The organism is Micromonospora sp. WMMD1274 (assembly GCF_049179035.1).
GTDB lineage: Bacteria > Actinomycetota > Actinomycetes > Mycobacteriales > Micromonosporaceae > Micromonospora > Micromonospora tulbaghiae.
This window is the reverse complement of record NZ_JBMHMG010000001.1, coordinates 2,085,305-2,109,723: the sequence shown is the minus strand read 5'-3', so window position 1 is coordinate 2,109,723 and position 24,419 is coordinate 2,085,305. Positions and strand designations below refer to the sequence as shown.

Genomic DNA, 24,419 nt, shown 5'->3' with positions numbered 1-24,419 from the left:
GACGTGCCGGGGCCCGCTCGACGGACGGGTCACGAACGGCGGGTCAGCCGCCAGGTCGCGTACCCGCCGGTGCCGAGCGCGATCAGGAACACCGCCCACACCACCCCGGTGCCGACCTGGAGCCCACCACCGCTGCCCACGTTGGCCTGGGCGGCGGCGACGAGCGAGTCGCTCTGCGCGGGCGGCAGCGCGGCCGGCGGCAACTGCTGCCAGCGCACCAGCCCGGTGCTCTCCAGCATGGTCATGTGGTCGTTGACGAACGTGTTGGCGTCCTCGGCCAGCTTGCGCACGATCGGGTCGCGGGTGCTGGCCCGGACCGCGCCGATCACCGGGAAGATCTTGCCGTGGGCGACCCGCAGCCGGGTGACGAAGATCTGGTCGAACCGGGCGCCGGTGGCGTTCCGCATCTCGGTCAGCCACCCCTGCTGCTCGGCCGTCGGATCCGTCGGCAGGGTGGCGCCGAGCTTGTTGGCCGCCTCGACCACGAGCTGGTCCAGCTCCGCGTGCTGCTTGGCGATCTCCGCGCCGACCTCGCGTACCCGGGCGGACTGGCCCTTCTCGGCCGCCATCTGCCCGGCCGGCATCTCCCACAGCCCGGCCAGCCGTACGCCGTTGAGCAGCGTCATGTCGGCGGCGTTCATCTGCACGCCGGGGTTGGGTGCGGCCTGCGCCGTCCCGGGAACGACGCCGATCCCCGCGCCCAGCGCGGCGAGCAGCAGTACCACCCGGTGCGCCAGCTTGCGGCGTGCGGATTTCAGCGATGCCATGGTTGCGGTGCCTCCTCGGTCCGGACCGGTACGCGGGGTCGTGGACGGCCGCGCAAGCCGGCCGCCCGTCCGCACACTGGTACGGATCGGCGGGCCGATCAGTTCAGCGGGTCGGCGAGGAGTCGTTCGAACGCCAGCTCGGCGGCGCCGATCAGCGCCGCGTCGTCACCGAGCTTCGGGGTACGCAGCCGCACGTGCTCCAGGCACGCGGGCAGCCCGTTGGAGTTGAGCCGGCTGCGCACCTGCGCGGCGGAGGCCAGGTAGAGGTCGCGCATGGTGCCGCCGAAGATGACCATCTCCGGGTTGAAGATGTTGACCAGGTTCGCGACGCCGAAGCCGAGCCAGTCGCCGGCCTGCCGTACCGCGGTCTGGGCGCGGGCGTCGCCGCGGTCGGCGGCGTCGAAGACGGCGAGCAGCGCGTCCCGGCCGCGCGCCTCGGACCGGCCGGCGGCACGCAGCAGCCCGTGCTCGCCGATCTCGGTCTCCCAGCAGCCGCGCCGGCCGCAGTCGCAGCGCACCCCGTCGCGGACCACCACCATGTGGCCGACCTCGCCGCCGTAGCCGCCGTGCCCGGTCAGTCGCCGTCCTCCGGCGATGATGCCCGCGCCCACACCGACGTCGCCGTAGAGGTAGATGACGTTGTCGCAGCCGACCGCCGCACCGCGGGCGTGCTCGGCGTACGCGGCCACGTCGGCCACGTTGCCCACCGTGATCGGTACGTCTATCCCCAGCTCGACGGCGAGCGCGGCGCCGATCGGCTCGTCCACCCAGCCGGTTGTGGGGCTGAGCCGGACCAGACCGTCCTCCCGGCGGACCATGCCGCAGACCGCCAGCCCGGCGCCCACGCAGACCGCGTCCGCCGGCACCGACTGGTGCATCTCCTTGACCGCGCCCGCGAGCAGCGGGGCGGCCTCCCCGGCGACCAGGTTGCGCGGCCGGTCCATCTCCCGGCGGTCGAGCACCTCACCGCCGAGCCCGACCCGCGCGGCCCGCAGCCGGTCCACCTCGACGCTGTACGCGTACGCGTAGACCCGTTCCGACTCGGGCCGGACGACGAGTGACGGTCGTCCGGCCCGGCCGGTCTCCTTCGGCGTCCCCTCGCTGACCAGACCGGCGCCGGCCAGGTCCGCGGTCAGCGCGCCGATGGTGCTGCGGTTGAGGCCGAGCGCGGTGGTCAGCTCGGCCCGGGTGGTGGCGCCGTGAACGTGTACGTAGCGGAGCAATGCGCCCAGGTTCTGCCGACGGATCTCGTCCTGACTGGGGCCCGCGCGCATTGCCACTGCCATCGTGTCGATAACCGGGATCAGCGGGTACCGGTTGCGGCCGAACGTCGCCGGGACAGCGCGTCGACGCCGGCGGCGAGGAGCAGCACCAGGCCGGTGAAGATGAACTTCAGCCCGGAGCTGAGGTCGAGCAGTCCCATACCGTTGATGATGACAGCCACCACCGCGCCGCCCAGCACCGCGTTGATCATGCGGCCTTTGCCCCCGAAGAGGCTGGTGCCGCCGATGACGGCCGCGCCGACCGCGTAGAGGAGCACGTTGCTGCCACCGGTGTTGGGATCCACCGACCGGTCCCGGCTCGCGGCGATGATGCCGCCGACGGCCGCCATGCCCGAGCAGATCACGAAGGCCGAGATCTTGAGCCGGTCCACGTTGATGCCGGCCCGTCGCGCCGCCTCGGCGTTGCCGCCGACCGCGTAGAGGTGACGGCCGTAGGCCGTGCGGTTGAGCACGAATGTCCAGAACACCAGGAGGAGCGCGACGATCGGCACGACCACCGGCATGCCCTTGTTCGAGGTGATCAGCGGGTTGATGCTGCGCTCCTGGTTGAGCACGTAGACCGCGAGCACGATCAGCAGCGCCAGTCCGCCGATCCGGGCGCCCATCACGGCTGCCGGTTCGGTCACCAGTCCCCGGGAGATCCGGTTGCGGTGACGCAGCAGCTGGACGACGGCGTAGCCGAGGATCGCGACGGCGGCGAGCAGCCAGCCGATGGCCGGCGCGATGCGGCCGTTCTCGATGCCGACGATCACGTCGTCGCTGATCGAGATGTTGCTGCCCTCCTTCATGAGCAGCAGCACCACGCCCTGGAAGGCGAGGAAGCCGGCCAGGGTCACCACGAAGGACGGGATGCCCACCTTCGCGACCAGGAATCCGAGGATCAGGCCGATCAGCACACCGGTGATCAGGGCCGCGAGGACGGCGACGTACCAGGGGTAGCCGAGCACGCTGACCACGTTCGCCAGGATTCCGGCGCAGACGCCGCTGGCGAAGCCGGCGGAGAGGTCGATCTCGCCGAGCAGGAGCACGAAGATCAGCCCCATGGCGATCACGGTGACCGCGGCACCCTGGGTGAAGAGGTTGGCGAAGTTCCCCGCGGAGAAGAAGACCGGGCGCACGATGGTGAACACCACGCAGAGCACGACGAGGCCGATGACCGCGGGCAGGGCGCCCAGGTCACCGCCGCGTACCCGGGCGAGGTAGTTGCGGACGTGGTCGCCGACGGTGTGTGCGGGCGTGACGGCGGCCGGTCCTTCCTTCTTCACGGCGGTGGCGGTCATCGGAGCGCTCCCGAGGTTGCGTCGGCGGATTCGGTGCCGTTGCCGGGGTCGGTGGACAGACCGAGGTTGCCGGAACGGCCCGCGGTGATCAGCTCGACCACCTGCGAGTGGGTGATGTCGGTGGTCTTCACCTGGGCGACCATCTGGCCGAGGTAGAGCGCGGCGATCCGGTCGGAGACGGCGAAGACGTCGTTCATGTTGTGCGAGATGAGCACCACGGCCAGGCCGTTGTCGGCCAGCCGGCGCACCAGCTCCAGCACCTGGGCGGTCTGCGCGACGCCGAGCGCGGCGGTCGGCTCGTCCAGGATGACGAGCCTGCTGTTCCAGAGCACGGCCTTGGCGATGGCGACGGTCTGCCGCTGGCCGCCGGAGAGGCTGGCCACGTGCTGGCGCAGCGACTTCACGGTGCGCACGCTCAGGCCGGCGAGCGTCTCGGCGGCCATCTGCTCCATGGTCGGCTCGTCGAGCACGATGCCGCTGCGCTTCTCCCGGCCGAGGAACATGTTCTGCACGATGTCGAGGTTGTCGCAGAGCGCGAGGTCCTGGTAGACGACCTCGATTCCGAGGTCGGCGGCGTCGCGGGGGCTGTTGATGCTGACCGGCTTGCCGTCGAAGAGGAACTCGCCGGCGTCGGTGGGGTGGATGCCGCTGATGCACTTGACCAGGGTCGACTTGCCGGCGCCGTTGTCGCCGACGAGCGCCGTCACCTCGCCGGGGTGCGCGGCGAAGGCGACGTCACGCAGCACCTGGACGGGACCGAAGCTCTTGTCGATCCCGCGTAGCTCCAGCAGGGGGGTTGCGGACACGGGGTTCTCCTTTGGGCGGAGGGAGGTCTCGGATCCCGTCCGGCGCGGGCGCCGCCCGGCACGGGTCTCCCCGTGCCGGGCGGCGCCGCCTGAGGCGGGTGGGTCAGCTCACGCCGGCGTCGGTGCAGAGCTTCGCGAAGGCACCGGTGCAGAGCTCTTCCTTGGTGACGTAGCCGTCGGCCACCACGTCCTTGACGTTGTCCTTGTAGATGGCCTTGGGCTCCAGCAGCACGGCCGGCACGTCCCGGTTGCCCTCCGGGTCCTTGACCGTCTGGCCGGTGTCCTTCCGCTCGCCCTTGGCGAGCGCGATGGCCAGCTCGGCGGCGGCGTCCGCCTCCTTCTTGACCGCCTTGTAGACGGTCATGCACTGGTCACCGGCGAGGATGTTCTGCAGGCCCTGGACGGTGGCGTCCTGGCCGGTCACCGGCACCTTGCCGTTGAGCTGGTTCTTCTTCAGCACCGAGATGGCTGCGTTGCCCAGGCCGTCGTTGGCGGCGAGCACGCCGTCGATCTTGCCCTTCTGCTGGGTGAGCATCTGCTCGAAGATCACGCCGGCCTGCGCGTTGTCCCAGTCCGGGACGTTCTGGTCCGGGCCCTTCGTGTAGTCACCGGAGTCGAACTTCGGCTTGAGGATCGAGTCGTAGCCGTTCTTGAACAGGGTGGCGTTGTTGTCGGTCTGGGAGCCGTTCAGGTAGGCGACGACCGGCTTCTGCGCGCCCTTGTCGGTCAGGCACTTGCTGAGGCCCTCGCCCTGGAGCTTGCCGACCGCCTCGTTGTCGAAGCTGACGTAGTACTGGGCGGAGCCGCCCAGGGTCAGCCGGTCGTAGTCGATGGTCGCGACGCCCTGCGACTTGGCCTTCTCCAGCACGGCCTTGCCGGTGCCCGAGTCGAGGTTGACGATCATGAGGGCGGTGACGCCGCTGGTCAGCATGCCGTCGGCGATGGTGGAGAAGGCGGACTTGTCGCCCTGGGCGTTCTGGATCGTGTAGTCGACGCCGGCGGCCTTGAACGCCGCCTCCAGGTACTTGCGGTCCGCGCCCTCCCAGCGGGCGGAGGACTTGCTGTCCGGCAGGATCACGCCGATCTTCGGCTTCTTGGCGTTGGAGCCGCCGGCCTCGTCGGAAGAACCGCCGTTGTCACCGCATGCGGCCATGCTGCCGGTCGCGAGAAGACCGACGGCCGCGAAGGTGAGGAAGCCCTTGCGCATGTGCAGGGTCCTTTCGGAGGTGGGGGAGTGGTGATGTTTTGTTGTGTCCGGCAACGTATTCCCCGCTTCCCATGCGCCGCAAGACTGCCGAGGTCAGAAGTTTGTTGGCGGCGGTAACAATTCAGCAACGCGGTTGTCACCCGCGGGACACCACCGGGAGAGCGCGTTCCGGGAACGCTCCCACACGTACCGTCACGACCCCGCTCAGGTGGCGGCGATCGATGCCGTCGTCGCCCCGGTGAGCGCCACCAGATCCGTCGGCGCGAGCTGCACCTGCAACCCCCGGCGACCCGCCGAGACGTACACCGTCGGGTGCGCCAGCGCGGAGGCGTCGATGACAGTCGGTAGCCGCTTGCGCTGCCCGAGCGGGCTGATGCCGCCGCGGACGTATCCGGTCGCCCGCTCGGCGGTCGTGCGGTCCGCCATCGTGGCCCGCTTGCCGCCGGCCGCGGCGGCGAGCGCCTTCAGGTCCAGCTCGCCGGTCACCGGCACCACCGCCACCGTGAGCCCGCCGTCGACCTCGGTGACGAGCGACTTGAACACCCGCTCCGGCGCCACCCCGAGCGCGGTCGCCACGAGCGCGCCGTAGTTCGGCGCGTCCGGCGACACGTCGTAGGTGTGGGTGCTGTGGGCGATCTTCCGCTTGCTCAGCAACGCGATCGCCGGAGTGCCGGGGCCCGCCATGGGCGTCAAGCTAGCCCGGCCGTCGGCCGACCGCGAGCCGAAACCGCGCGCCGGGGTCAGCCGCCGGCCGGAACCGGCCGGCAGACGAGCACCGTGGGAGCGCCGGCCACCCGGGTCAGCGCCAGACCGGCCGCCTCGTCGCCGGACAGCCGCAGGTCGCGGCGCAGCTTCTCCGGCTCCAGCGCCGACCCGCGCTTACGGATCTCGACCCGGCCGACGCGCCGCTCCCGCAGCAGGGCGCGCAGCCGCTTGAGCGAGAACGGCAGCACGTCGGTGATCTCCAGGCAGCGGGCGAACGGGGTGGGCCGGGCCTGGTCTCCGTACAGGTAGGCGATCGACGGGTCGGCGAGCGTGGCGTCGAGGTCGGCGGCCAGTTCGGCGACCAGGTGCGCGCGTACCACCGCCGGATCCGGGTCGTAGAGGAACCGCCGGACCGGTCCCACCGGCGCCTCCTGTGCGCCCGTGCCGGTGAGGAGCGACACCGCGTCGTCGCGCTCGCGCAGCACCGTGGCGCGGCGCGGGACCTCGGCCAGCTCGCCGCACCACAGTGCCGCCTCGACCAGGTCGCCGTCCACGCTCACCCACTCCGCCTCGGCGCCGCCCGGGATGAGCGCGTGGTCCAGCCCGGGCGCCACCTTCACCACCGTGCGCGGCACCCGCGCGGCCAGGCCGGTGACGAAGTCCCACGGCGGCGAGTAGGCGTTCGGGTCGAACACACGCCGCCCGGTGCCCGCCCGCCGCCGCGCCGGATCGCAGAACACCGCGTCCACCCCGGTCACGTCGAACGCCGTGGCGTCACCGCAGGAGACCGTCACCAGATCGGCGAGCCCGGCCGCTTCGGCGTTCGCAGCGGCCATCGTGGCGGTCACCGGGTCGGCCTCCACCGCGTACACCCGGATGCCGGCGCGGGCCGCGGCGAGCGCGTCGGCCCCCAGGCCGCACCCCAGGTCGGCCAGCGTGGTCACGCCCGCGGCGCGCAGCCGTGCCGCGCGCCGGTCGGCGACCACGCGGCGGGTCGCCTGCTCCAGCCCCGCCCGGGTGAGGAACATCCCGGCCGCCGCCGCGCCGAACTTGCCGGCCGCCCGGCGGCGCAGCTCGGCCTGGGTGAGCGCCGCCGCCGCGAGCCCGCCGGGAAGGCCGGCCGAGCGCAGCGCGGCCGCCGCCGCCAGCGGGTCGCCGCCGGCCACCCGCTCGGCCGCGGCGAGCGCCGCCGACCCCTTGGGGGTACGCAGCGCGGCGAGCTGGTCGAGATCCACGCGCTCATTCTCCCGGCCCGGTTCCGGCGCGAAACGGAGGGCGACGCGTTGGCACTCTCCTTGACGGAGTGCTAGCCGAGGAATAACCTGCGATTAGCACTCTCACCCTGAGGGTGCCAACACCCGAGCCTCGTGCCCGGGGGTTGAGCGCCAGGCGGACCGGCACCCGCGACGACGGCCCCGCCCGGTGGCATGTGGCAGATTGACGCTGGTCGGCATGCCGGCCGGCAACGACACCAAGTACCCGGGAGGGTATGCCCGTGACTACCGCGACCAAGGTTGCGATCAAGCCGCTCGAGGACCGCATCGTGGTCCAGGCGAACGAGGCCGAGACCACCACCGCCTCGGGCATCGTGATCCCCGACACCGCCAAGGAGAAGCCGCAGGAGGGCACCGTCCTCGCTGTCGGCCCGGGCCGGATCGACGACAAGGGCAACCGCGTGCCGATCGACGTGAAGGTCGGCGACACCGTCCTCTACTCGAAGTACGGCGGCACCGAGGTCAAGTACGCCGGCGAGGAGTACCTGGTGCTCTCCGCCCGCGACGTCCTCGCGGTCATCGAGAAGTAAGCAACCGATCAGTGTCGTTGCCCCGGTCCGGCTCGCCGGGCCGGGGCAACGTCGCTTCGAAGGGATACTGATGGCGAAGATCCTCAGCTTCTCGGACGACGCCCGGCACCTGCTGGAGCACGGTGTCAACGCCCTCGCGGACGCGGTGAAGGTCACCCTCGGCCCGCGCGGGCGCAACGTCGTCCTGGACAAGAAGTTCGGTGCGCCCACGATCACCAACGACGGCGTGACCATCGCCAAGGAGATCGAGCTCACCAACCCGTACGAGAACCTCGGCGCGCAGCTGGTCAAGGAGGTGGCGACCAAGACCAACGACGTCGCCGGCGACGGGACCACCACCGCCACCGTGCTGGCCCAGGCCATGGTCCGTGAGGGCCTGCGCAACGTGGCCGCCGGCACCAACCCGACCGGCCTGAAGCGGGGCATCGACGCGGCGGCCGCCAAGGTCTCCGAGGCGCTGCTCGGCAAGGCCGTCGAGGTCGCCGGCAAGGAGTCGATCGCGCACGTCGCGACCGTCTCCGCGCAGGACGCCGCGATTGGCGAGCTGATCGCCGAGGCGATGGAGAAGGTCGGCCGCGACGGCGTCATCACCGTCGAGGAGGGCTCCGCGCTCGTCACCGAGCTGGAGGTGACCGAGGGTCTGCAGTTCGACAAGGGCTTCATCTCGCCGAACTTCGTCACCGACCTGGAGGCGCAGGAGGCGGTCCTGGAGGACCCGTACATCCTGATCACCACCCAGAAGATCTCGGCGATCGAGGAGCTGCTGCCGCTGCTGGAGAAGGTCCTCCAGAACAACAAGCCGCTGCTCATCGTCGCCGAGGACGTCGAGGGCCAGGCCCTGTCCACGCTCGTGGTCAACGCGCTGCGCAAGACCGTCAAGGTCTGCGCCGTCAAGGCCCCCGGGTTCGGCGACCGCCGCAAGGCGATGCTCCAGGACATGGCGATCCTGACCGGCGCCGAGCTGGTCGCCCCGGAGCTGGGCTACAAGCTCGACCAGGTCGGCCTGGAGGTGCTCGGCACCGCCCGCCGCGTCGTGGTCGACAAGGAGAACACCACCGTCGTCGACGGTGGCGGGCAGGCCTCCGAGGTCGCCGACCGGGTCGCGCAGATCCGCAAGGAGATCGAGGCCTCCGACTCCGAGTGGGACCGGGAGAAGCTGGCCGAGCGGCTGGCGAAGCTCTCCGGCGGCATCGCCGTGATCAAGGTCGGCGCGGCCACCGAGGTCGAGATGAAGGAGCGCAAGCACCGCATCGAGGACGCCATCGCCGCGACCAAGGCCGCGGTCGAGGAGGGTACGGTCCCGGGTGGCGGCGCCGCCCTGGCCCAGATCCTGCCGGTGCTCGACGACGACCTGGGCTTCACCGGTGACGAGAAGGTCGGCGTCTCGATCGTGCGCAAGGCGCTCGTCGAGCCGCTGCGCTGGATCGCGCAGAACGCCGGCCACGACGGCTACGTGGTGGTGGAGAAGGTCGTCGGCCAGGACTGGGGCAACGGCCTCGACGCCGCCACCGGCGAGTACGTCGACCTGGCCAAGTCCGGCATCATCGACCCGGTGAAGGTGACCCGCAACGCGGTCAGCAACGCCGCCTCGATCGCCGGCCTGCTGCTCACCACCGAGAGCCTCGTGGTGGAGAAGCCGGCCGAGCCGGAGCCGGCCGCCGCCGGTGGGCACGGCCACTCGCACGGTCACGGCCACCAGCACGGCCCGGGCTTCTGACCCGAGGAGCACGCCCGACGTCAGGGCACACCGCCGACCCGGTGGTGTGCCCTGACGCGTATCTGCTTACGGAACGCTGACGACATTGGCAGCCGGCCCGGCGGGTCGACCAGACTGGACGCCGTGAGCACCCTCTCCCGCCGCCGCGCGGCGACGGCCGGTGTCGTCGCCACCGTGGTGGCCCTCGGCACCGCCGAACCCGTGGCGGTCCTGACCGGTCCCCGGTCCGCTCCGCTCGTCGCCGTCGGCGGACTCGTCGTCGACCTGGTCCCCGAGCCGCTCAAGCAGTTCGCCATCGACGTCTTCGGCACGTACGACAAGATCGCCCTGCTGGTGGGGACCGCGCTGCTGCTGGCCGCCTTCGGGGCGCTGCTCGGCCTGGCGGCGGCCCGGCGGCTGGTGCTCGGCCTGGCCGGGGTCGCCGCGTTCACGGTGCTCGGCGTGGCCGCCGCGCTGACCCGGGCCGGCGCGAACGCGTTCGACGGGCTGCCCGCCCTGGTCGGCGGCGGACTCGGCGCGCTGACGCTCTGGGCCTTCGTGGCCGGACCGCTGAGCGCCGATCCGGCACCCCGCGCCACGCCGTCCTCCGCGCCGCCCCCGGCGGTCGCCGCGCTCGCCCGCGAGGGGGAGACCCCCGGCGGCTGGGAGCCGGTCCGGCACGACGACGCGGAGTCGCGGCGGCGGTTCCTGCGTGGCGCCGGGCTGCTCACCGGCGCGGCGGCGGTGGCCGGGCTGGGCGGGCACTGGCTGGCCGGCCGTCGCGGCGTGTCGGCGGCCCGGGAGGCGGTGACGCTGCCCGCCCCGGCCGCCCCCGCACCGCAGGTGCCGGCCGGAGCGGACCTGTCGCTGCCCCGGCTCGCGCCGTACGTCACACCGAACCGGGAGTTCTACCGGATCGACACCGCGCTCGTGGTGCCGCAGGTCGATCCGGCCACCTGGCGGCTGCGTATCCACGGGCGGGTGCGCAACCCGATCGAGCTGAGCTTCGACGACCTGCTGGCCCGTCCGATGGTCGAGCGGTACGTGACGCTCGCCTGCGTCTCCAACGAGGTGGGCGGCGACCTGATCGGCAACGCGCGCTGGCTCGGCGTGCCGATCAAGGAGCTGCTCGACGAGGCCGGCCCGCTCGACGGCGCGGACCAGGTGGTCGGCCGCGCGGTGGACGGCTGGACCTGCGGGACGCCGACGTCGGTGCTGCGCGACGGGCGGGACGCGCTGCTCGCGGTCGGCATGAACGGCGAACCGCTGCCGATCGAACACGGTTTCCCGGTGCGGATGGTGGTGCCCGGCCTCTACGGGTACGTGTCGGCCTGCAAGTGGCTCACCGAGCTGGAGCTGACCAGTTTCGCCGACTTCGACGCGTACTGGGTGCCGCGCGGCTGGTCCGCGCAGGGCCCGATCAAGACGCAGTCCCGGATCGACACGCCCCGGCCCCGCAGCCGCCCAGCCGCCGGCCCGGTGACGGTGGCGGGTGTGGCGTGGGCGCAGCACCGTGGCATCCGCCGCGTCGAGGTACGCGCCGACGGCGGCCCGTGGCAGGAGGCGACGCTCGCCCCGGCGGTGTCGGCTGACACCTGGGTGCAGTGGTCCTGGCGGTGGGACGCGACGCCGGGCGAGCACACGCTCCAGGTCCGGGCGACCGACACGGCGGGCGAGACCCAGACGGAACAGCGCGCCCCGGTAGCCCCCGACGGCGCGACCGGCTGGCACACAGTGCGGGTCACGGTCACCTGACGACCGCCCCACCCCGAAAGATCAACACCAGCTCCCCGAAGTGGTGGCATCAGAGGTTCCGCGATATGGCCACTTCGCCGAACTGGTGTTGATCACGCGAGGGCCGGGCCGGGACGACACGACGCCGCGCCCCGGGGTCCGGGGCGCGGCGTCGGGGGTCGTGGAGCCGGTCAGGCGACCTTGCGCTGGTCCGGCACGGCGGTGTTGTGCGGGCGGCCGAGGCGCGCCTCCAGGCGGGCGATGTCCACCCGGGTCTGCCGGCGGTCGGCCAGGTCCTCCCAGCCGAGCGCGAGCAGCCGCAGCCGCTCGGACTCGCTGAACCCGCCCCAGACGCCGTACGGCTCGCGCACGGAGAGCGCGTGCGCGGCGCACTCGGCGCGTACCGGGCAGGCGCGGCAGACCGACTTGGCGCCGGTTTCGCGGCGCAGCCGGGAGGAGCCGCGCTCGCCGTCCGGGTGGAAGAACTGCGCGCTGTCGCGGCCACGGCAGGCTCCGAGCCGCTGCCAGTCCCAGAGCTCGTCGATCGGTCCAGGCAGCCTACGTACGTTCGACATCAGCACCCCTCCTCCCGCGCGGCACCGCGGAGAATGTTCGTTGCCAGCTACCGGGCGGCGGTCCGCGCGGGATGCCGGTTCCGGATGAACCCCTCGGTACCCGAGCGGTCCGCGCCTCACACATCTGTGATCGAAAACCTCGGACACTCGGCGGCATATGCCCCATCTGTCGGAAAAGTTCGGATGATTGCCCGGAACCCCCTCCCGACCCCACCTCCGCATGGTCTGCTCTGAGTCGGAGAGGAGACCACCGTGCGTAGTGTTCTTGTGTGCGTTCGGACACCATTGGCGGCCCAGCATCTGACCTCCGCGGCGGCGCGGCTCGGGCTGTCCGGCGTCGTCCGGACGGCCGTCTCCGATCCGGAGGTGATGTTGCGGCTCGCCGAGCGTCCGGTGGACGTGGTGCTCGCCGACACCGCCCTGACCCGCCCGGACAGCGCCGGCTTCGTCCGGCGGGTGCTCGCCCGCGCCCCGCAGGCGGCGGTGCTGCTCCTCGGCGCCGAGGAGTCGGAGTCGGCGGCGGCCACCATCAGCGCCGGGGCGCGCGGACTGATCCAGAACGCCGACCACGACCTGACCAGCGCGGTCGCCAAGGCGCTGCTGCTGCTCTCCGCCCCCGGCCGGAGCAACAGGCACCGGGTGGCGGACACCGCCCGGGACGCGGCGGCGGTGGGCGGGCCGACCCGGTCGGCGGCGCCGGGGCGTACCCAGGGTGGGCCCGGCTGGCCGGCGACGGCCCCGGTGGACGCCGCGGGCCTGCCCACGGTGGTGCCGGTGCAACGGGGCGAGGACCCGGACGACCCGGCGGCGGCCGACGGCGCGGAGGCGCCCCGGGCCGGTGCGGTCCAGCGACCGGCGCGGACGCCGCGCAGCGCGATCGGACTGACCGAGCGGGAGCTTCAGGTGCTGCTCGGCATGGCCGAGGGCAAGAGCAACGCGGAGATCGGGCGGGAGCTGTTCGTCTCCGAGGACACGGTCAAGACGCACGCCCGGCGGCTGTTCCGCAAGCTCGGCGCGCGCGACCGGGCGCACGCCGTCGCGGCCGGGTTCCGGGCGGGCCTGGTCGCCTGACTCGCCCGGCTGTCACTCCTGCGCGGAGTCGTCGGTGCCCTCGGTGAGCGTGTCGTGCACACCGTCGGCGTACCCGCGGGCGTAGTCCCAGCTCACGTAGTGGTCCGGGTCCGGGTCGTAGGCCGGCTCGTGCACCCGGGGACGCCCCGAGTTGAGCAGGTGGCGCAGGTTGCCGCGCAGCAGATCCCAGTCGAAGTAGTGCGGCTCGCGGCAGTCCTCGCACTCGATCACCAGGCCGCGCACGCCGATCGGCTGGAGCAGCGCCTGGTAGATCTCCAGATCGGCGAGATCCTCCAGGACGTCCTGGCGCTCGACCTCGGTCAGCGGGTCGAGCGCGTCGTCGTCGCCGGGATCGTGCAGGCCGGCAGCCGGATCGGCCGGGTCGCCGTTGAACGGGTCGATGGGCTCGTCGTGCACCCCCTCACCGTAGACCCCGAGCCGCCGGAAAGCCCGCCCCAGCCCGTGCTGTGGCCCTGCCTACCCTCGGGCCCGCCGCTGCCCGGGCCGGGACGGGTAGGTGGGTACGATGAGGCGACGCGCCGTCACCCGGCGCCTGCCGGTGCCCCCGCGCGCCGCCTCGCTGCAGCCCGTTCGACCAGCTCAGGGGAGCAATCGTGGAGAATTCGCCCAGCACCGAGATCCCGGCCGGCGCCGACGGCGGGGAGCTGGGTGGCCATCTGCCCGAGCTGCCGGCCGGTTCGGCCCGGGTGGTGCCGCTCGGGCTGACCTTCGACGACGTACTGCTCCAGCCGGGCGAGTCGGACGTCGTGCCCAGCCGCGTCAACACCCGCACCCGCCTCACCCGCAACATCGAGCTGACCGTGCCGCTGCTGTCGAGCGCGATGGACACGGTCACCGAGGCGCGGATGGCGATCGCGATGGCCCGCCAGGGCGGCATCGGCGTGCTGCACCGCAACCTCTCCGTCGAGGACCAGGCGCTCCAGGTCGACCTGGTGAAGCGCTCCGAGTCCGGCATGATCACCAACCCGGTGACCGCCAGCCCGGACGACACGCTGCGCGAGGTCGACGCGCTCTGCGGGCGCTACCGCATCTCCGGCGTGCCGGTGGTGGACGGGCAGGGCCAGCTCGTCGGCATCGTCACCAACCGCGACATGCGGTTCGTCTCCGACCCGGCCACGCCGGTGCGCGAGATCATGACCCGCACCCCGCTGATCACCGCCCCGGTCGGCGTGAGCAAGGACGACGCGCTCGGCCTGCTGCGCCAGCACAAGATCGAGAAGCTGCCGATCGTGGACGCGGGCGGCAAGCTGCGCGGCCTGATCACGGTCAAGGACTTCACCAAGAGCGAGCAGTACCCGAACGCCACCAAGGACGACGCGGGCCGGCTCCGGGTCGCCGCCGCGGTCGGCGTGGGCGAGGACGGCTACAAGCGGGCCCGCGCGCTCGTCGACGCCGGCGTGGACGTCGTCATCGTGGACACCGCACACGGCCACCAGCGGGCCGTACTGGAGATGGTGGCCCGGCTCAAGCGGGACGTCAGCATCGACATCGTGGGCGGCAACATCGCCACGTACGCGGGCGCGAAGGCGCTCGTCGAGGCCGGCGCGGACGGCGTGAAGGTGGGCGTCGGACCGGGCGCCATCTGCACCACCCGGATCGTGGCCGGGGTCGGCGTACCGCAGATCACCGCGATCATGGAGGCGGCCCGCGCCGCCCGCCCGGCCGGCGTGCCGGTGATCGGCGACGGCGGCATTCAATACTCCGGCGACATCGCCAAGGCCCTGGTGGCCGGCGCCGACACGGTGATGCTCGGCAGCCTGCTCGCCGGCTGCGAGGAGAGCCCCGGTGAGCTGATCTTCATCAACGGCAAGCAGTACAAGGCGTACCGGGGGATGGGCTCGCTCGGCGCGATGCAGTCGCGCGGCCAGGGCAAGTCCTACTCCAAGGACCGCTACTTCCAGCAGGACGTGCTCGCCGAGGACAAGCTGGTCCCGGAGGGCGTCGAGGGTCAGGTGCCCTACCGGGGGCCGCTGTCCGCCGTCGCCCACCAGCTCATCGGCGGGCTGCGCGCCGCGATGGGGTACGTGGGCGCGGAGAGCATCCCGGAGCTGCACCGGCGTGGCCAGCTCATCCGGATCACCGCGGCCGGGCTCAAGGAGAGCCACCCGCACGACATCCAGATGACCGTCGAGGCGCCCAACTACCACTCCCGCTGACCCACCACCCCCAACCACCTGGAGTCCCCCATGCGTGACGTGGTCGAGATCGGGCTGGGCAAGACCGCGCAGCGCGGCTACCACCTGGACGACATCGCCATCGTGCCGAGCCGCCGCACCCGGGACGTCGACGACGTCTCCACCGCGTGGCAGCTCGACGCGTACCAGTTCGGCATCCCGTGCGTCGCGCACCCCTCGGACGCGACCATGAGCCCCGCCTCGGCGGTCCGGCTCGGCCAGCTCGGCGGCCTCGGCGTGCTCAACGTCGAGGGCCTCTGGACCCGGTACGAGAACCCGGCCAAGATCCTGGAGGAGCTGGCCGGTCTCGGCGAGGACGCGCGGGCGACCAAGCGCCTCCAGGAGGTCTACGCCGAGCCGATCCGGCCCGACCTGATCGCCGAGCGGGTCCGTGAGCTGCGCGAGGGCGGCGGCACGGTGGCGGTGCGGGTCTCCCCGCAGCACACCCTGGCGCTGGCCCCGGTGATCCTCGACGCCGGCGTGGACATCCTGGTCATCCAGGGCACGCTCGTCTCGGCCGAGCACGTCTCGACCACCGACGAGCCGCTGAACCTCAAGGAGTTCATCGCCGACCTGGACCTGCCGGTCGTCGTGGGTGGCTGCACCGACTACAAGACCGCGCTGCACCTGATGCGTACCGGCGCGGCCGGCGTGATCGTGGGCATCGGCGGCGACGACTGGTCGACCACCGAGTCGGTGCTCGGCATCCGGGTGCCGATGGCCACCGCCATCGCCGACGCCGCCGCGGCCCGCCGCGACTACCTGGACGAGACCGGCGGCCGGTACGTGCACCTGATCGCCGACGGCGACATGCAGACCTCCGGCGACATCGCCAAGGCGCTCGGCTGCGGCGCGGACGCGGTGATGCTCGGCGAGCCGCTGTCGCTCTGCGAGGAGGCCCCGGCCGGTGGCGCCTGGTGGCACTCGGCGGCCAGCCACCCGTCGCTGCCCCGGGGCGCGTTCGAGGTGGCCGGCGAGCCGCTCGGCTCGATGGAGAAGCTGCTGTTCGGCCCGGCCGACGAGCCGGACGGCCAGCTCAACCTCTTCGGTGGCCTGCGCCGCGCGATGGCCAAGTGCGGCTACCGCGACCTCAAGGAGTTCCAGAAGGTCGGACTGGTCCTCGACCGCTGAGCACCGCTGAGTATCGCTGAGCACCGCTGAGTATCGGCTGAGTACCGCACGACGGCGCGGGCGGCGGCCCGGACGTGTTCCGGCCCCGCCCGCGCCGTCGCGCGTCTAGGCTCGCCGGGTGAGACGGGGGCGGGTCTGGGCGGCAGGGCTGGTGGCGGCGGCGCTCGCGCTGGGCGGCTGCACCGGCGGCGACGAGCGCGGGTTCCGGCCGGGCGCGGCGGACGCCGGTGACCCGTACGTGCCGGGAGCCGGCAACGGCGGCTACGACGTGGGCCACTACGCGCTGGACGTGCGCTACGACCCGGCGAGCGACCGGCTCACCGGCACCGCAAAGCTGACCGTCACCGCCACCCGGGCGCTGTCCCGGTTCCAGCTCGACCTGGCCGGGCTGGACGTCGAGCGGGTGCGGGTGGACGGGGAGGCGGCGAAGCACCGCCACGACGGCGCCGAGCTGATCGTCACGCCGCCGCGCGGGCTGCCGTCGGGGAAGCGGTTCACCGTCGAGGTCGCGTACGGCGGGGTGCCGCAGCCGCTGCCGAACGCCGAACTGGGCGACGGCGGTTTCCACGCCACTGCGGACGGTGCGATAGCGCTCGGCCAGCCGGAGTCGGCCAGCACGTGGTATCCGGTGAACGACCACCCGTCGGACAAGGCCACCTACGACCTCGCGGTCACCGTGCCGGACGGGCTCGCCGCGCTGTCCAACGGCGCGCCGGAGGGCCGGACGTCCAGCGGCGGCTGGACCACCTGGCGCTGGTCCGAGCGCGCACCGATGGCCAGCTACCTGAGCACGCTGGTGATCGGCGACTACCGGGTCAGCAGCGGCACCCACGCCGGCAAGCCCATCGTCACCGCCGTCGCCGCGGCGCTGCCCGCGGACGGGCCGGCCGCCGCGTCGGTGGCCCGCACCGGCGAGGTCGCCGACTTCCTGGCCGGGCACTTCGGGCCGTACCCGTTCGAGGCGTACGGCGGCGTGGTGGTCGCCGACGAACGCATCCGGTACGCGCTGGAGACGCAGAGCCGTCCGGTCTACGGGCCGGCGTTCTTCCGCGACGGCCGGCCGAACACCGAGGTGGTCGCGCACGAGCTGGCGCACCAGTGGTTCGGCGACAGCGTCTCGGTGGCCCGGTGGAGCGACATCTGGCTCAACGAGGGCTTCGCCACGTACGCCGAATGGCTCTGGGCCGAGCACGACGGCGGGCGCACGGTGGCGCAGACCGTCGCGCAACGGTACGCGGACACCGACTGGTCGAAGCCCACTGTCGACCCGGGCCGGGCCGGGATGTTCGGTGACGCGGTCTACCAGCGGGGCGCGCTCGCGGTGCACGCGCTGCGCCGCGCGGTGGGCGACGAGACGTTCCACCGCGTGCTGCGCGGCTGGCTGGCGCAGCACCGCGACGGCAACGTCACCACCGCCGATTTCGTCGGGTACGCCGAACGCACGTCGGGGCGGCCGCTGCGGGCGCTGCTGGACGCCTGGCTGGTCGGCGGCACGCCGCCGGGACTGCCGTGACGCACGCGTGACCGCCGCTGGGTAGGCTGCCGCGTCGGAGCGGCCCGTGGGCGGGGGCCGCCGAACGGCCCCGGGAGGGATCGAAGCGATGACGCGGCGCGGCGCACGACGACGGATCGGGTTGCTGACCTGCGGCACGCTGCTGGTGGCCGGCTGCGGTTCGGCCGAGCCGGACCCGGGTCCGTCGACCCCGGCCGGCCCGGCGCCGGCGACCTCGCGCAGCTTCGCACCGGGCGCGGCCGGCGCCGGCGATCCGTACTTCCCGCGCTACGGCAACGGCGGGTACGACGTCGCGCACTACACGGTCAAGGTGCGCTACGACCCGGAGACCGACAAGCTCAGCGGCACCACCACGCTGCGGGCCACCGCAACCGCCGACCTGTCCGCGTTCAACCTGGACCTGGCCGGGCTGACCGTCCGGTCGGTCACAGTGGACGGTGCCGCCGCCCGGCACAGCCGCACCGACGACGAGCTGGTGATCACCCCGGCCATCGGGCTGACCTCCGGCAACGGCTTCACCGCCGAGATCCGGTACGACGGCCGGCCGGAGCCGCTGCGGAACGAGGCGCTGGGCGAGGGCGGCTGGCTGCACACGACCGACGGGGCGATCGCGCTCGGTCAGCCGGAGTCGGCGAGCACCTGGTTCCCGGTCAACGACCACCCGTCGGACAAGGCCACCTACGACATGGAGATCACCGTCCCCAAGGGGCTGACGGCGGTCTCCAACGGTGTGCCGAAGGGTAGGTCGACGAGCGGCGCCTGGACCACCTGGAAGTGGTCGGAGACCGCGCCGACGGCCAGTTACCTGACCACCGTGGCGATCGGGAAGTTCCGGGTCACCACCGGGGAGCACAAGGGACGGCCGGTCTACAGCGCGGTCACCACCCAGGTGGCGCAGGGCGCGCCGGACCGGTCCCTCGCGCGCACGGTCGAGGTCGCCGACTACCTGGAGAGCGTCTTCGGGCCGTACCCGTTCGACGCGTACGGCGGCGTGGTGATCGCCGACGACCGGATCCGGTACGCGCTGGAGACGCAGAGCCGCCCGGTCTACTCGGCGAGCTTCTTCCAGCAGGGCGACAACACCGGCGTGGTCGCGCACGAGCTGGCCCACCAGTGGTACGGCAACAGCGTGTCGATCCAGCGCTGGCAGGACATCTGGCTCAACGAAGGGCTGGCCACGTACGCCGAGTGGCTGTGGGCGGAGCACAGCGGCTCGACCACGGTGCAGCGCACGTTCGAGCAGAAGTACGCGAACGCCGGCGGGCAGGTGTGGCGTACGCCGCCGGGCAAGCCGGGCGTGGCGAACCTGTTCAGCCGCTCGGTCTACGACCGGGGCGGGATGACTGTGCACGCGCTGCGGGTGGCGGTGGGCGACACCGCGTTCTTCACCATCCTGCGCACCTGGGCCGCGGAGCGGAAGAACGGCAACGCCACCACCGCCGACTTCGTGGCGCTGGCCGAGCGGATCACCGGCAAGAAGCTGGCGAAGGTCTTCGACCCGTGGCTGTACGGCACCGAGCGCCCGCCCGCCCCGAAGCCGCTGTAGGCGTCAGTTCTTGACGCGCAGCGACGGGTGGGCGGCCAGGAACGCGTCGGCCCGCCCGCCGCGCAGCGCGGTGAGGAAGTCGCGGCCGAGCGGCTTGAGCTGTTCACCCCGGTAGGCGCCGCCGCTGCTCACCCCGGCGCCGGGCAGCACGACGAGCGTGAGCCGGTCGGCCGGCAGGCCACCCAGGACGTACGCGAAGTCGATGAGCTTCCGGCCGCCCCCGGCGTACACCAGGGTCTTGCCCAGCGCGGCCACCACCTGCTCGACCCGCTGCGGGTCGCGGGCGGTGCCCTGGTCGAGGATCTTGCGGGCCAGTGCCCGGAGCAGTTGCTGCTGGTGCCGCTGCCGGGTGTAGTCGCCGCCCGCGGTGTAGCGCTGCCGCGCGTAGTCGAGCGCCTGCCAGCCGGTCAGGTGCCGGGTGCCCTTCTCGTAGACCATCTGCGGCCCGACGTACCCGCCGCCGGTCAGGGTCCGCATGGTGCCGTCCGGGCGGCGGTGCCGGGACTCGACCCGCTGGTCGACGTAGAGGTCCACCCCGCCGAGCGTGTCCACCAGCTTGTCGAAGCCGCCGAACGTGATCACCGCCCCGGCGTCGATGCGCAGCCCGGTGTAGCGGGAGACGGTGGTGCGCAGCAGCTCGTACCCCTGGGCGGTGCTGGGGTTGCGCTTGTCGCCCGGCACCCGGCTGCCGTAGCTCATCGCGTGGGTGAGCTTGGTCCGCCCGCCCGGGTAACGGGCCTTCGGGTAGGCGGGGATGTCCACCACCAGGTCGCGGGGGAGCGAGAACAGGTACGCCCGGTCCAGCCCGGCCGGTACGTGCAGCAGCAGCACGGCGTCGGCGTGCGGCTCCCAGCCGGGGATGCTGACCCGGGTGTCCACGCCGACGAGCAGCAGGTTGAGCGGGCCCTTCAGGTCGGCGCCGGGCGGCGGCGTTGGGCTGGCGGTGGTCGGGGCGGGCGTGGGCGAGGCCGGGGGTGCGGTGGTCGGGCCGGCGACCGGGGCGGCCGGGCGGTTCGCCACCAGCCGGGTGGTCACCACCGCTCCGGTGGTCACCAGCAGCGCCGCCACCAGTGCGGCCAGGCCCAGCAGGCGTCGTCTCGTCACGTTCGTTCCTCCCCGTGGATTCGACGCGCCAGGGCGGCCCACGGGTTGCAGCGGCGGGAATCCCGGCGATCGAGCGCTCTGCATGATGTGCGAAAAAGCCTCGTTGGCGCTATAGCTACTCGTCGGTAATGATGCGTCAATGCGCTACGACGTGGTCGTCATCGGGTCCGGGTTCGGCGGCAGCGTCACCGCGCTGCGGCTGGCCGAGAAGGGTTACTCGGTCGGCGTGCTGGAGGCCGGCCGGCGCTTCGCCGACGACGAGTTCCCGCGTACGTCCTGGCGGGCGCGACGGTTCCTCTGGGCGCCCCGGCTCGGCTGCTTCGGGCTCCAGCGGATCACGCTGCTGCGCTCGGCCGACCGCAAGGCCGGCGGCGGCGTGCTGGTGCTCTCCGGCGCCGGTGTGGGCGGCGGCTCGCTCGTCTACGCGAACACGCTCTACGAGCCGCTCGACGCGTTCTACGCCGACCCGCAGTGGCGGGACATCACCGACTGGCGCGACGAGCTGGCCCGCCACTACGACCAGGCGAAGCGGATGCTCGGCGTCACCACGTACCCGATCGACACCCGCGCGGACCAGGCCGTGCGCGCGGTGGCCGAGCGGATGGGGGTGGCGCACACCTACCACCCGACGCCGGTCGGGGTGCACATCGGGCGCCCCGGCGAGCGGGTGGCCGACCCGTACTTCGGCGGGGCCGGGCCGGACCGCACCGGGTGCAGCCACTGCGGGTCGTGCATGACCGGCTGCCGGCACGGCGCCAAGAACACGCTCGTGAAGAACTACCTCTGGCTGGCCGAGCGGCTCGGTGTGCAGGTGCACCCGCTGACCACTGTGACCGCCGTACGCCCCGACCCGGCCGGCGGCTACGCCGTGCACACCGAGCGCACCGGCGCCTGGCTGCGCAAGCGGCGCGAGGTGATCCACGCCGACCAGGTGGTCTTCGCGGCCGGCGCGCTCGGCACCCAGCGGCTGCTGCACGAGATGAAGGCGACCGGCGCGCTGCCGGCGCTCTCGCCCCGGCTGGGCGAGCTGACCCGCACCAACTCCGAGGCCATCCTCGGCGCCTCGGTGGCACCCGGCGCGGCCCGCCGGCGCGGCCTCGACTTCACCGAGGGGGTGGCGATCACCAGCTCGTTCCACCCCGACCCGCAGACCCACATCGAGCCGGTCCGCTACGGCAAGGGCTCCAACGCGATGGGCCTGCTCCAGTCGCTGCTCGTCGACGGCGGTCCCCGCCGGGTCCGGCGCTGGCTGGGCAGCATCGTCCGGCAGCCCGCGCTGGCGGCTCGGATGCTGTCGGTACGCCGCTGGTCCGAGCGCACCGTGATCGCGCTCGTCATGCAGTCGGTCGACAACTCGCTGACCACCCGCTACCGCAAGGGCCGGCTGGTCTCCGGCCCCGGCCACGGCGCGCCCAACCCGACCTGGATCCCGGCCGGCAACACGGCGGCCCGGCTGCTCGCCGAGGAGATCGGCGGCACCCCCGGCGGGGCGGTCACCGAACCGTTCAACATCCCGGTGACCGCGCACATCCTCGGCGGCGCGGTCATCGGCGCCACCCCGGACGCGGGCGTCATCGACCCCTGGCACCGGGTGTACGGGCATCCGGGGCTGCACGTGGTGGACGGCGCGGCGGTCTCGGCGAACCTGGGCGTCAACCCGTCGCTGACGATCACCGCCCAGGCCGAGCGGGCCATGTCGTACTGGCCGAACAAGGGCGAGGCGGACCCGCGCCCGGCGCTCGGGTCGGCGTACAACCGGGTCGAGCCGGTCCCGCCGCGGCGGCCGGCCGTCCCCGCGCACGCCCCCGCCGCGTTGCGCCCCTAGGGCCGCAACGATCGCCGCAGGATGTGGTTGACGCCGAACTCGGTGTCGCTCACGCGTACGTCGTGGTAGCCGATGCGCCGGTAGAACCCGTGCCCGGTGATGCTCGCGCCGGTCTCCATGACGTCGTGGCCCTCGGCCCGGGCCAGGTCCTCGACGTGCCGCATCAGCAGGCGGCCGACGCCGCCGCCGTGCGCGTCGGGATCGACGAACATCGTGTAGACCTTGTTGCCGTCGCGCGACACAGTGCCGACGACCCGTCCGGCCCGCTCCGCCACGTAGACGTGTCGCTCGACGCCGAGGCGGCGGAACCGGTCGGGGGAGAAGTGCGCGCACATCCGGTCGATCAGCTCGGCCGGGTAGTCGCGGCTGTTCACCTCGCGCAGGCAGCGGACGACGAGCGCCGACAGCGCCTCGCCGTCGTCCGGGCGGAAGTCGCGGATCGTCACCCCGGCCATCGTCGTGTCTCCCGTCGCCCTGGTCGGCGGGACGCTACCGGGTCAGGTGGCGGGCGGGGATCCCGGCGGACATCCCGGGCGTAGCGGTGTCCTCGGCGCCACGCCACGCGGGAACTCCGGGGCGCGTCCGCGCGGCCGGTGACTGTCGGTAGGCTTTGCGCACATGAGCACGCCTCGCCCCGTCCTCGTGGTGGACTTCGGAGCCCAGTACGCCCAGCTCATCGCGCGCCGTGTCCGCGAGGCGAAGGTCTACTCGGAGATCGTCCCGCATTCCCTGCCGGTGTCCGAGATGCTGGCCAAGGACCCGGCCGCGATCATCCTGTCCGGCGGCCCGTCCAGCGTCTACGCGCCCGACGCGCCGCAGATCGACGCCGGGATGTTCGACGCCGGGGTGCCGGTCTTCGGCATCTGCTACGGCTTCCAGGCCATGGCCCAGGCGCTCGGCGGCACCGTCGCGCGCACCGGCAACCGCGAGTACGGCGGCACCCCGCTGCGCCCGCGCCTGACCGAGCCCGGCGTGCTGCTGCGCGACCTGCCGGCCGACCTGCCGGTCTGGATGAGCCACGGCGACTGCGTCACCGAGGCCCCGGACGGCTTCACCGTCACCGCCGAGTCGGCGGGCGCCCCGGTCGCCGCGTTCGAGGACGTGGCCGGGCGGCGGGCCGGCGTGCAGTTCCACCCCGAGGTGGGGCACACCGCGCACGGCCAGGAGATGCTCACCCGCTTCCTGTACGACATCGCCGGCATCGAACCGACCTGGACGCCGTCGAACATCATCGACGAGCAGGTCGCCCGGATCCGTGAGCAGATCGGCGACAAGGAGGTCATCTGCGGCCTCTCCGGCGGCGTCGACTCGGCGGTCGCCGCGGCGCTCGTGCACCGCGCCGTGGGCGACCAGCTCACCTGCGTGTTCGTGGACCACGGCCTGCTGCGGGCCGGTGAGGCCGAGCAGGTCGAGAAGGACTACGTCGCGGCGACCGGCATCAAGCTCAAGGTGGTCGACGCCCGGGAGCGGTTCCTCGGCGCGCTCGCCGGGGTGACCGACCCGGAGCAGAAGCGCAAGATCATCGGCCGGGAGTTCATCCGCGTCTTCGAGGCCGCCGCCCGGGAGATCGCCGCGCACGGCGACGTGGAATACCTGGTGCAGGGCACGCTCTACCCGGACGTGGTCGAGTCCGGCGGCGGCACCGGCACCGCCAACATCAAGAGCCACCACAACGTCGGCGGTCTGCCCGAGGATCTCAAGTTCTCGCTGGTCGAGCCGCTGCGCACGCTGTTCAAGGACGAGGTCCGCACGATCGGCCTGGAGCTGGGACTGCCCGAGGCGATGGTGTGGCGGCACCCGTTCCCCGGCCCGGGCCTGGCCATCCGGATCATCGGCGCGGTCGACGAGGAGCGCCTCGCCGTGCTCCGCAAGGCCGACCTGATCGCCCGGCAGGAGCTGACCACCGCCGGCCTGGACCGGGGCGTCTGGCAGTTCCCGGTGGTGCTGCTGGCCGACGTGCGCAGCGTCGGGGTGCAGGGCGACGGGCGCACCTACGGTCACCCGGTGGTGCTGCGCCCGGTCTCCAGCGAGGACGCGATGACCGCCGACTGGTCCCGGCTGCCCTACGACGTGGTGGCCCGGATCTCCACCCGGATCACCAACGAGGTCGCCGAGGTCAACCGCGTGGTCCTGGACGTGACGAGCAAGCCGCCGGGCACCATCGAGTGGGAGTGACG

Annotated in this window: 21 protein-coding genes; 10 read left to right on the top strand and 11 right to left on the bottom strand. The window is 72.8% G+C overall.

What is annotated here, in order from left to right; translation table 11 throughout:
* Positions 1-29: 29 nt before the first annotated feature.
* From ACN27D_RS09535 to ACN27D_RS09505, 7 genes are all read right to left on the bottom strand, one after another.
* A complete protein-coding gene (locus ACN27D_RS09535; RefSeq protein WP_421498938.1) occupies positions 30-767 on the bottom strand; it encodes a DUF4142 domain-containing protein in 738 nt (245 codons plus the stop codon).
* A gap of 98 nt (positions 768-865) precedes the next feature.
* Positions 866-2,041, bottom strand: a complete 1,176-nt coding sequence (locus tag ACN27D_RS09530) for an ROK family protein (protein WP_121685460.1) — start codon at positions 2,039-2,041, stop codon at positions 866-868.
* Positions 2,042-2,070: 29 nt separating this feature from the next.
* Complete coding sequence (locus ACN27D_RS09525; protein WP_121685459.1) at positions 2,071-3,330, bottom strand: sugar ABC transporter permease; 1,260 nt, start codon at positions 3,328-3,330, stop codon at positions 2,071-2,073.
* A complete protein-coding gene (locus tag ACN27D_RS09520; RefSeq protein WP_358175455.1) occupies positions 3,327-4,136 on the bottom strand; it encodes an ATP-binding cassette domain-containing protein in 810 nt (269 codons plus the stop codon). Before ACN27D_RS09520 ends, ACN27D_RS09525 begins: the two co-directional genes overlap by 4 nt.
* A gap of 103 nt (positions 4,137-4,239) precedes the next feature.
* A complete protein-coding gene (locus ACN27D_RS09515) occupies positions 4,240-5,343 on the bottom strand; it encodes a sugar ABC transporter substrate-binding protein (RefSeq protein ID WP_121685458.1) in 1,104 nt (367 codons plus the stop codon).
* Between the two features lie 204 nt (positions 5,344-5,547).
* On the bottom strand, positions 5,548-6,027 hold the full coding sequence (gene ybaK / locus ACN27D_RS09510; protein ID WP_120573140.1) for a Cys-tRNA(Pro) deacylase: 480 nt from the start codon (positions 6,025-6,027) through the stop codon (positions 5,548-5,550).
* 56 nt (positions 6,028-6,083) lie between these two features.
* Positions 6,084-7,283 (bottom strand): THUMP-like domain-containing protein, encoded by a 1,200-nt coding sequence (locus ACN27D_RS09505; protein WP_421498937.1) that lies wholly within the window; start codon positions 7,281-7,283, stop codon positions 6,084-6,086.
* A gap of 254 nt (positions 7,284-7,537) precedes the next feature.
* Between ACN27D_RS09505 and groES the strand changes: the two genes are divergently transcribed.
* The 3 genes from groES to ACN27D_RS09490 all read left to right on the top strand — a co-directional run bounded on the left by groES (position 7,538) and on the right by ACN27D_RS09490 (position 11,303).
* Positions 7,538-7,852, top strand: a complete 315-nt coding sequence (gene groES, locus ACN27D_RS09500; RefSeq protein ID WP_018222648.1) for a co-chaperone GroES — start codon at positions 7,538-7,540, stop codon at positions 7,850-7,852.
* A 70-nt stretch (positions 7,853-7,922) separates the two neighbouring features.
* A complete protein-coding gene (gene groL, locus ACN27D_RS09495) occupies positions 7,923-9,569 on the top strand; it encodes a chaperonin GroEL (protein WP_421498936.1) in 1,647 nt (548 codons plus the stop codon).
* Between the two features lie 123 nt (positions 9,570-9,692).
* The gene (locus ACN27D_RS09490) at positions 9,693-11,303 is read left to right on the top strand and encodes a sulfite oxidase (protein WP_421498935.1); all 1,611 of its coding nucleotides are present in this window, start codon (positions 9,693-9,695) and stop codon (positions 11,301-11,303) included.
* Positions 11,304-11,473: 170 nt separating this feature from the next.
* On the opposite strand, the gene ACN27D_RS09485 is transcribed toward ACN27D_RS09490, so the two are convergent.
* On the bottom strand, positions 11,474-11,857 hold the full coding sequence (locus ACN27D_RS09485; protein WP_120574131.1) for a WhiB family transcriptional regulator: 384 nt from the start codon (positions 11,855-11,857) through the stop codon (positions 11,474-11,476).
* A gap of 252 nt (positions 11,858-12,109) precedes the next feature.
* Between ACN27D_RS09485 and ACN27D_RS09480 the strand changes: the two genes are divergently transcribed.
* Complete coding sequence (locus ACN27D_RS09480) at positions 12,110-12,928, top strand: response regulator transcription factor (protein WP_421498934.1); 819 nt, start codon at positions 12,110-12,112, stop codon at positions 12,926-12,928.
* 12 nt (positions 12,929-12,940) lie between these two features.
* Here the strand turns inward: ACN27D_RS09480 and ACN27D_RS09475 are convergent, their stop codons facing one another.
* On the bottom strand, positions 12,941-13,345 hold the full coding sequence (locus tag ACN27D_RS09475) for a DUF5319 domain-containing protein (RefSeq protein WP_194801374.1): 405 nt from the start codon (positions 13,343-13,345) through the stop codon (positions 12,941-12,943).
* A gap of 197 nt (positions 13,346-13,542) precedes the next feature.
* Between ACN27D_RS09475 and guaB the strand changes: the two genes are divergently transcribed.
* From guaB to ACN27D_RS09455, 4 genes are all read left to right on the top strand, one after another.
* Entirely contained in the window at positions 13,543-15,105 is a 1,563-nt protein-coding gene (gene guaB / locus ACN27D_RS09470) for an IMP dehydrogenase (RefSeq protein ID WP_421498933.1), read from the top strand.
* A gap of 30 nt (positions 15,106-15,135) precedes the next feature.
* Complete coding sequence (locus ACN27D_RS09465) at positions 15,136-16,254, top strand: GuaB3 family IMP dehydrogenase-related protein (RefSeq protein WP_013288539.1); 1,119 nt, start codon at positions 15,136-15,138, stop codon at positions 16,252-16,254.
* A gap of 118 nt (positions 16,255-16,372) precedes the next feature.
* Positions 16,373-17,767, top strand: a complete 1,395-nt coding sequence (locus ACN27D_RS09460) for a M1 family metallopeptidase (protein ID WP_421498932.1) — start codon at positions 16,373-16,375, stop codon at positions 17,765-17,767.
* Positions 17,768-17,855: 88 nt separating this feature from the next.
* A complete protein-coding gene (locus ACN27D_RS09455; protein WP_121683701.1) occupies positions 17,856-19,313 on the top strand; it encodes a M1 family metallopeptidase in 1,458 nt (485 codons plus the stop codon).
* A 3-nt stretch (positions 19,314-19,316) separates the two neighbouring features.
* Here ACN27D_RS09455 and ACN27D_RS09450 read toward each other — a convergent pair whose 3' ends face one another.
* The gene (locus tag ACN27D_RS09450) at positions 19,317-20,417 is read right to left on the bottom strand and encodes an LCP family protein (RefSeq protein ID WP_421498931.1); all 1,101 of its coding nucleotides are present in this window, start codon (positions 20,415-20,417) and stop codon (positions 19,317-19,319) included.
* A 139-nt stretch (positions 20,418-20,556) separates the two neighbouring features.
* Between ACN27D_RS09450 and ACN27D_RS09445 the strand changes: the two genes are divergently transcribed.
* On the top strand, positions 20,557-22,242 hold the full coding sequence (locus ACN27D_RS09445; protein ID WP_421498930.1) for an FAD-dependent oxidoreductase: 1,686 nt from the start codon (positions 20,557-20,559) through the stop codon (positions 22,240-22,242).
* Here ACN27D_RS09445 and ACN27D_RS09440 read toward each other — a convergent pair.
* Positions 22,239-22,697, bottom strand: coding sequence for a GNAT family N-acetyltransferase (locus ACN27D_RS09440; protein WP_120573151.1), 459 nt, complete (start codon positions 22,695-22,697; stop codon positions 22,239-22,241). The genes ACN27D_RS09445 and ACN27D_RS09440 overlap by 4 nt on opposite strands.
* Before the next feature lie 163 nt (positions 22,698-22,860).
* Here ACN27D_RS09440 and guaA point away from each other — a divergent pair, with 163 nt between their 5' ends.
* A complete protein-coding gene (gene guaA, locus ACN27D_RS09435) occupies positions 22,861-24,417 on the top strand; it encodes a glutamine-hydrolyzing GMP synthase (protein ID WP_358175484.1) in 1,557 nt (518 codons plus the stop codon).
* Positions 24,418-24,419 lie beyond the last annotated feature (2 nt).

What these genes read in the sequence shown, in the direction of transcription:
- ACN27D_RS09535 (WP_421498938.1), bottom strand. Translation starts at nt 767, where the DNA reads ATGGCATCGCTGAAATCCGCACGCCGCAAGCTGGCGCACCGGGTGGTA.
- ACN27D_RS09530 (WP_121685460.1), bottom strand. Translation starts at nt 2,041, where the DNA reads ATGCGCGCGGGCCCCAGTCAGGACGAGATCCGTCGGCAGAACCTGGGC.
- ACN27D_RS09525 (WP_121685459.1), bottom strand. Translation starts at nt 3,330, where the DNA reads ATGACCGCCACCGCCGTGAAGAAGGAAGGACCGGCCGCCGTCACGCCC.
- ACN27D_RS09515 (WP_121685458.1), bottom strand. Translation starts at nt 5,343, where the DNA reads ATGCGCAAGGGCTTCCTCACCTTCGCGGCCGTCGGTCTTCTCGCGACC.
- ybaK (WP_120573140.1), bottom strand. Translation starts at nt 6,027, where the DNA reads ATGGCGGGCCCCGGCACTCCGGCGATCGCGTTGCTGAGCAAGCGGAAG.
- groES (WP_018222648.1), top strand. Translation starts at nt 7,538, where the DNA reads ATGCCCGTGACTACCGCGACCAAGGTTGCGATCAAGCCGCTCGAGGAC.
- groL (WP_421498936.1), top strand. Translation starts at nt 7,923, where the DNA reads ATGGCGAAGATCCTCAGCTTCTCGGACGACGCCCGGCACCTGCTGGAG.
- ACN27D_RS09485 (WP_120574131.1), bottom strand. Translation starts at nt 11,857, where the DNA reads ATGTCGAACGTACGTAGGCTGCCTGGACCGATCGACGAGCTCTGGGAC.
- ACN27D_RS09465 (WP_013288539.1), top strand. Translation starts at nt 15,136, where the DNA reads ATGCGTGACGTGGTCGAGATCGGGCTGGGCAAGACCGCGCAGCGCGGC.
- ACN27D_RS09455 (WP_121683701.1), top strand. Translation starts at nt 17,856, where the DNA reads ATGACGCGGCGCGGCGCACGACGACGGATCGGGTTGCTGACCTGCGGC.
- ACN27D_RS09445 (WP_421498930.1), top strand. Translation starts at nt 20,557, where the DNA reads ATGCGCTACGACGTGGTCGTCATCGGGTCCGGGTTCGGCGGCAGCGTC.
- ACN27D_RS09440 (WP_120573151.1), bottom strand. Translation starts at nt 22,697, where the DNA reads ATGGCCGGGGTGACGATCCGCGACTTCCGCCCGGACGACGGCGAGGCG.
- guaA (WP_358175484.1), top strand. Translation starts at nt 22,861, where the DNA reads ATGAGCACGCCTCGCCCCGTCCTCGTGGTGGACTTCGGAGCCCAGTAC.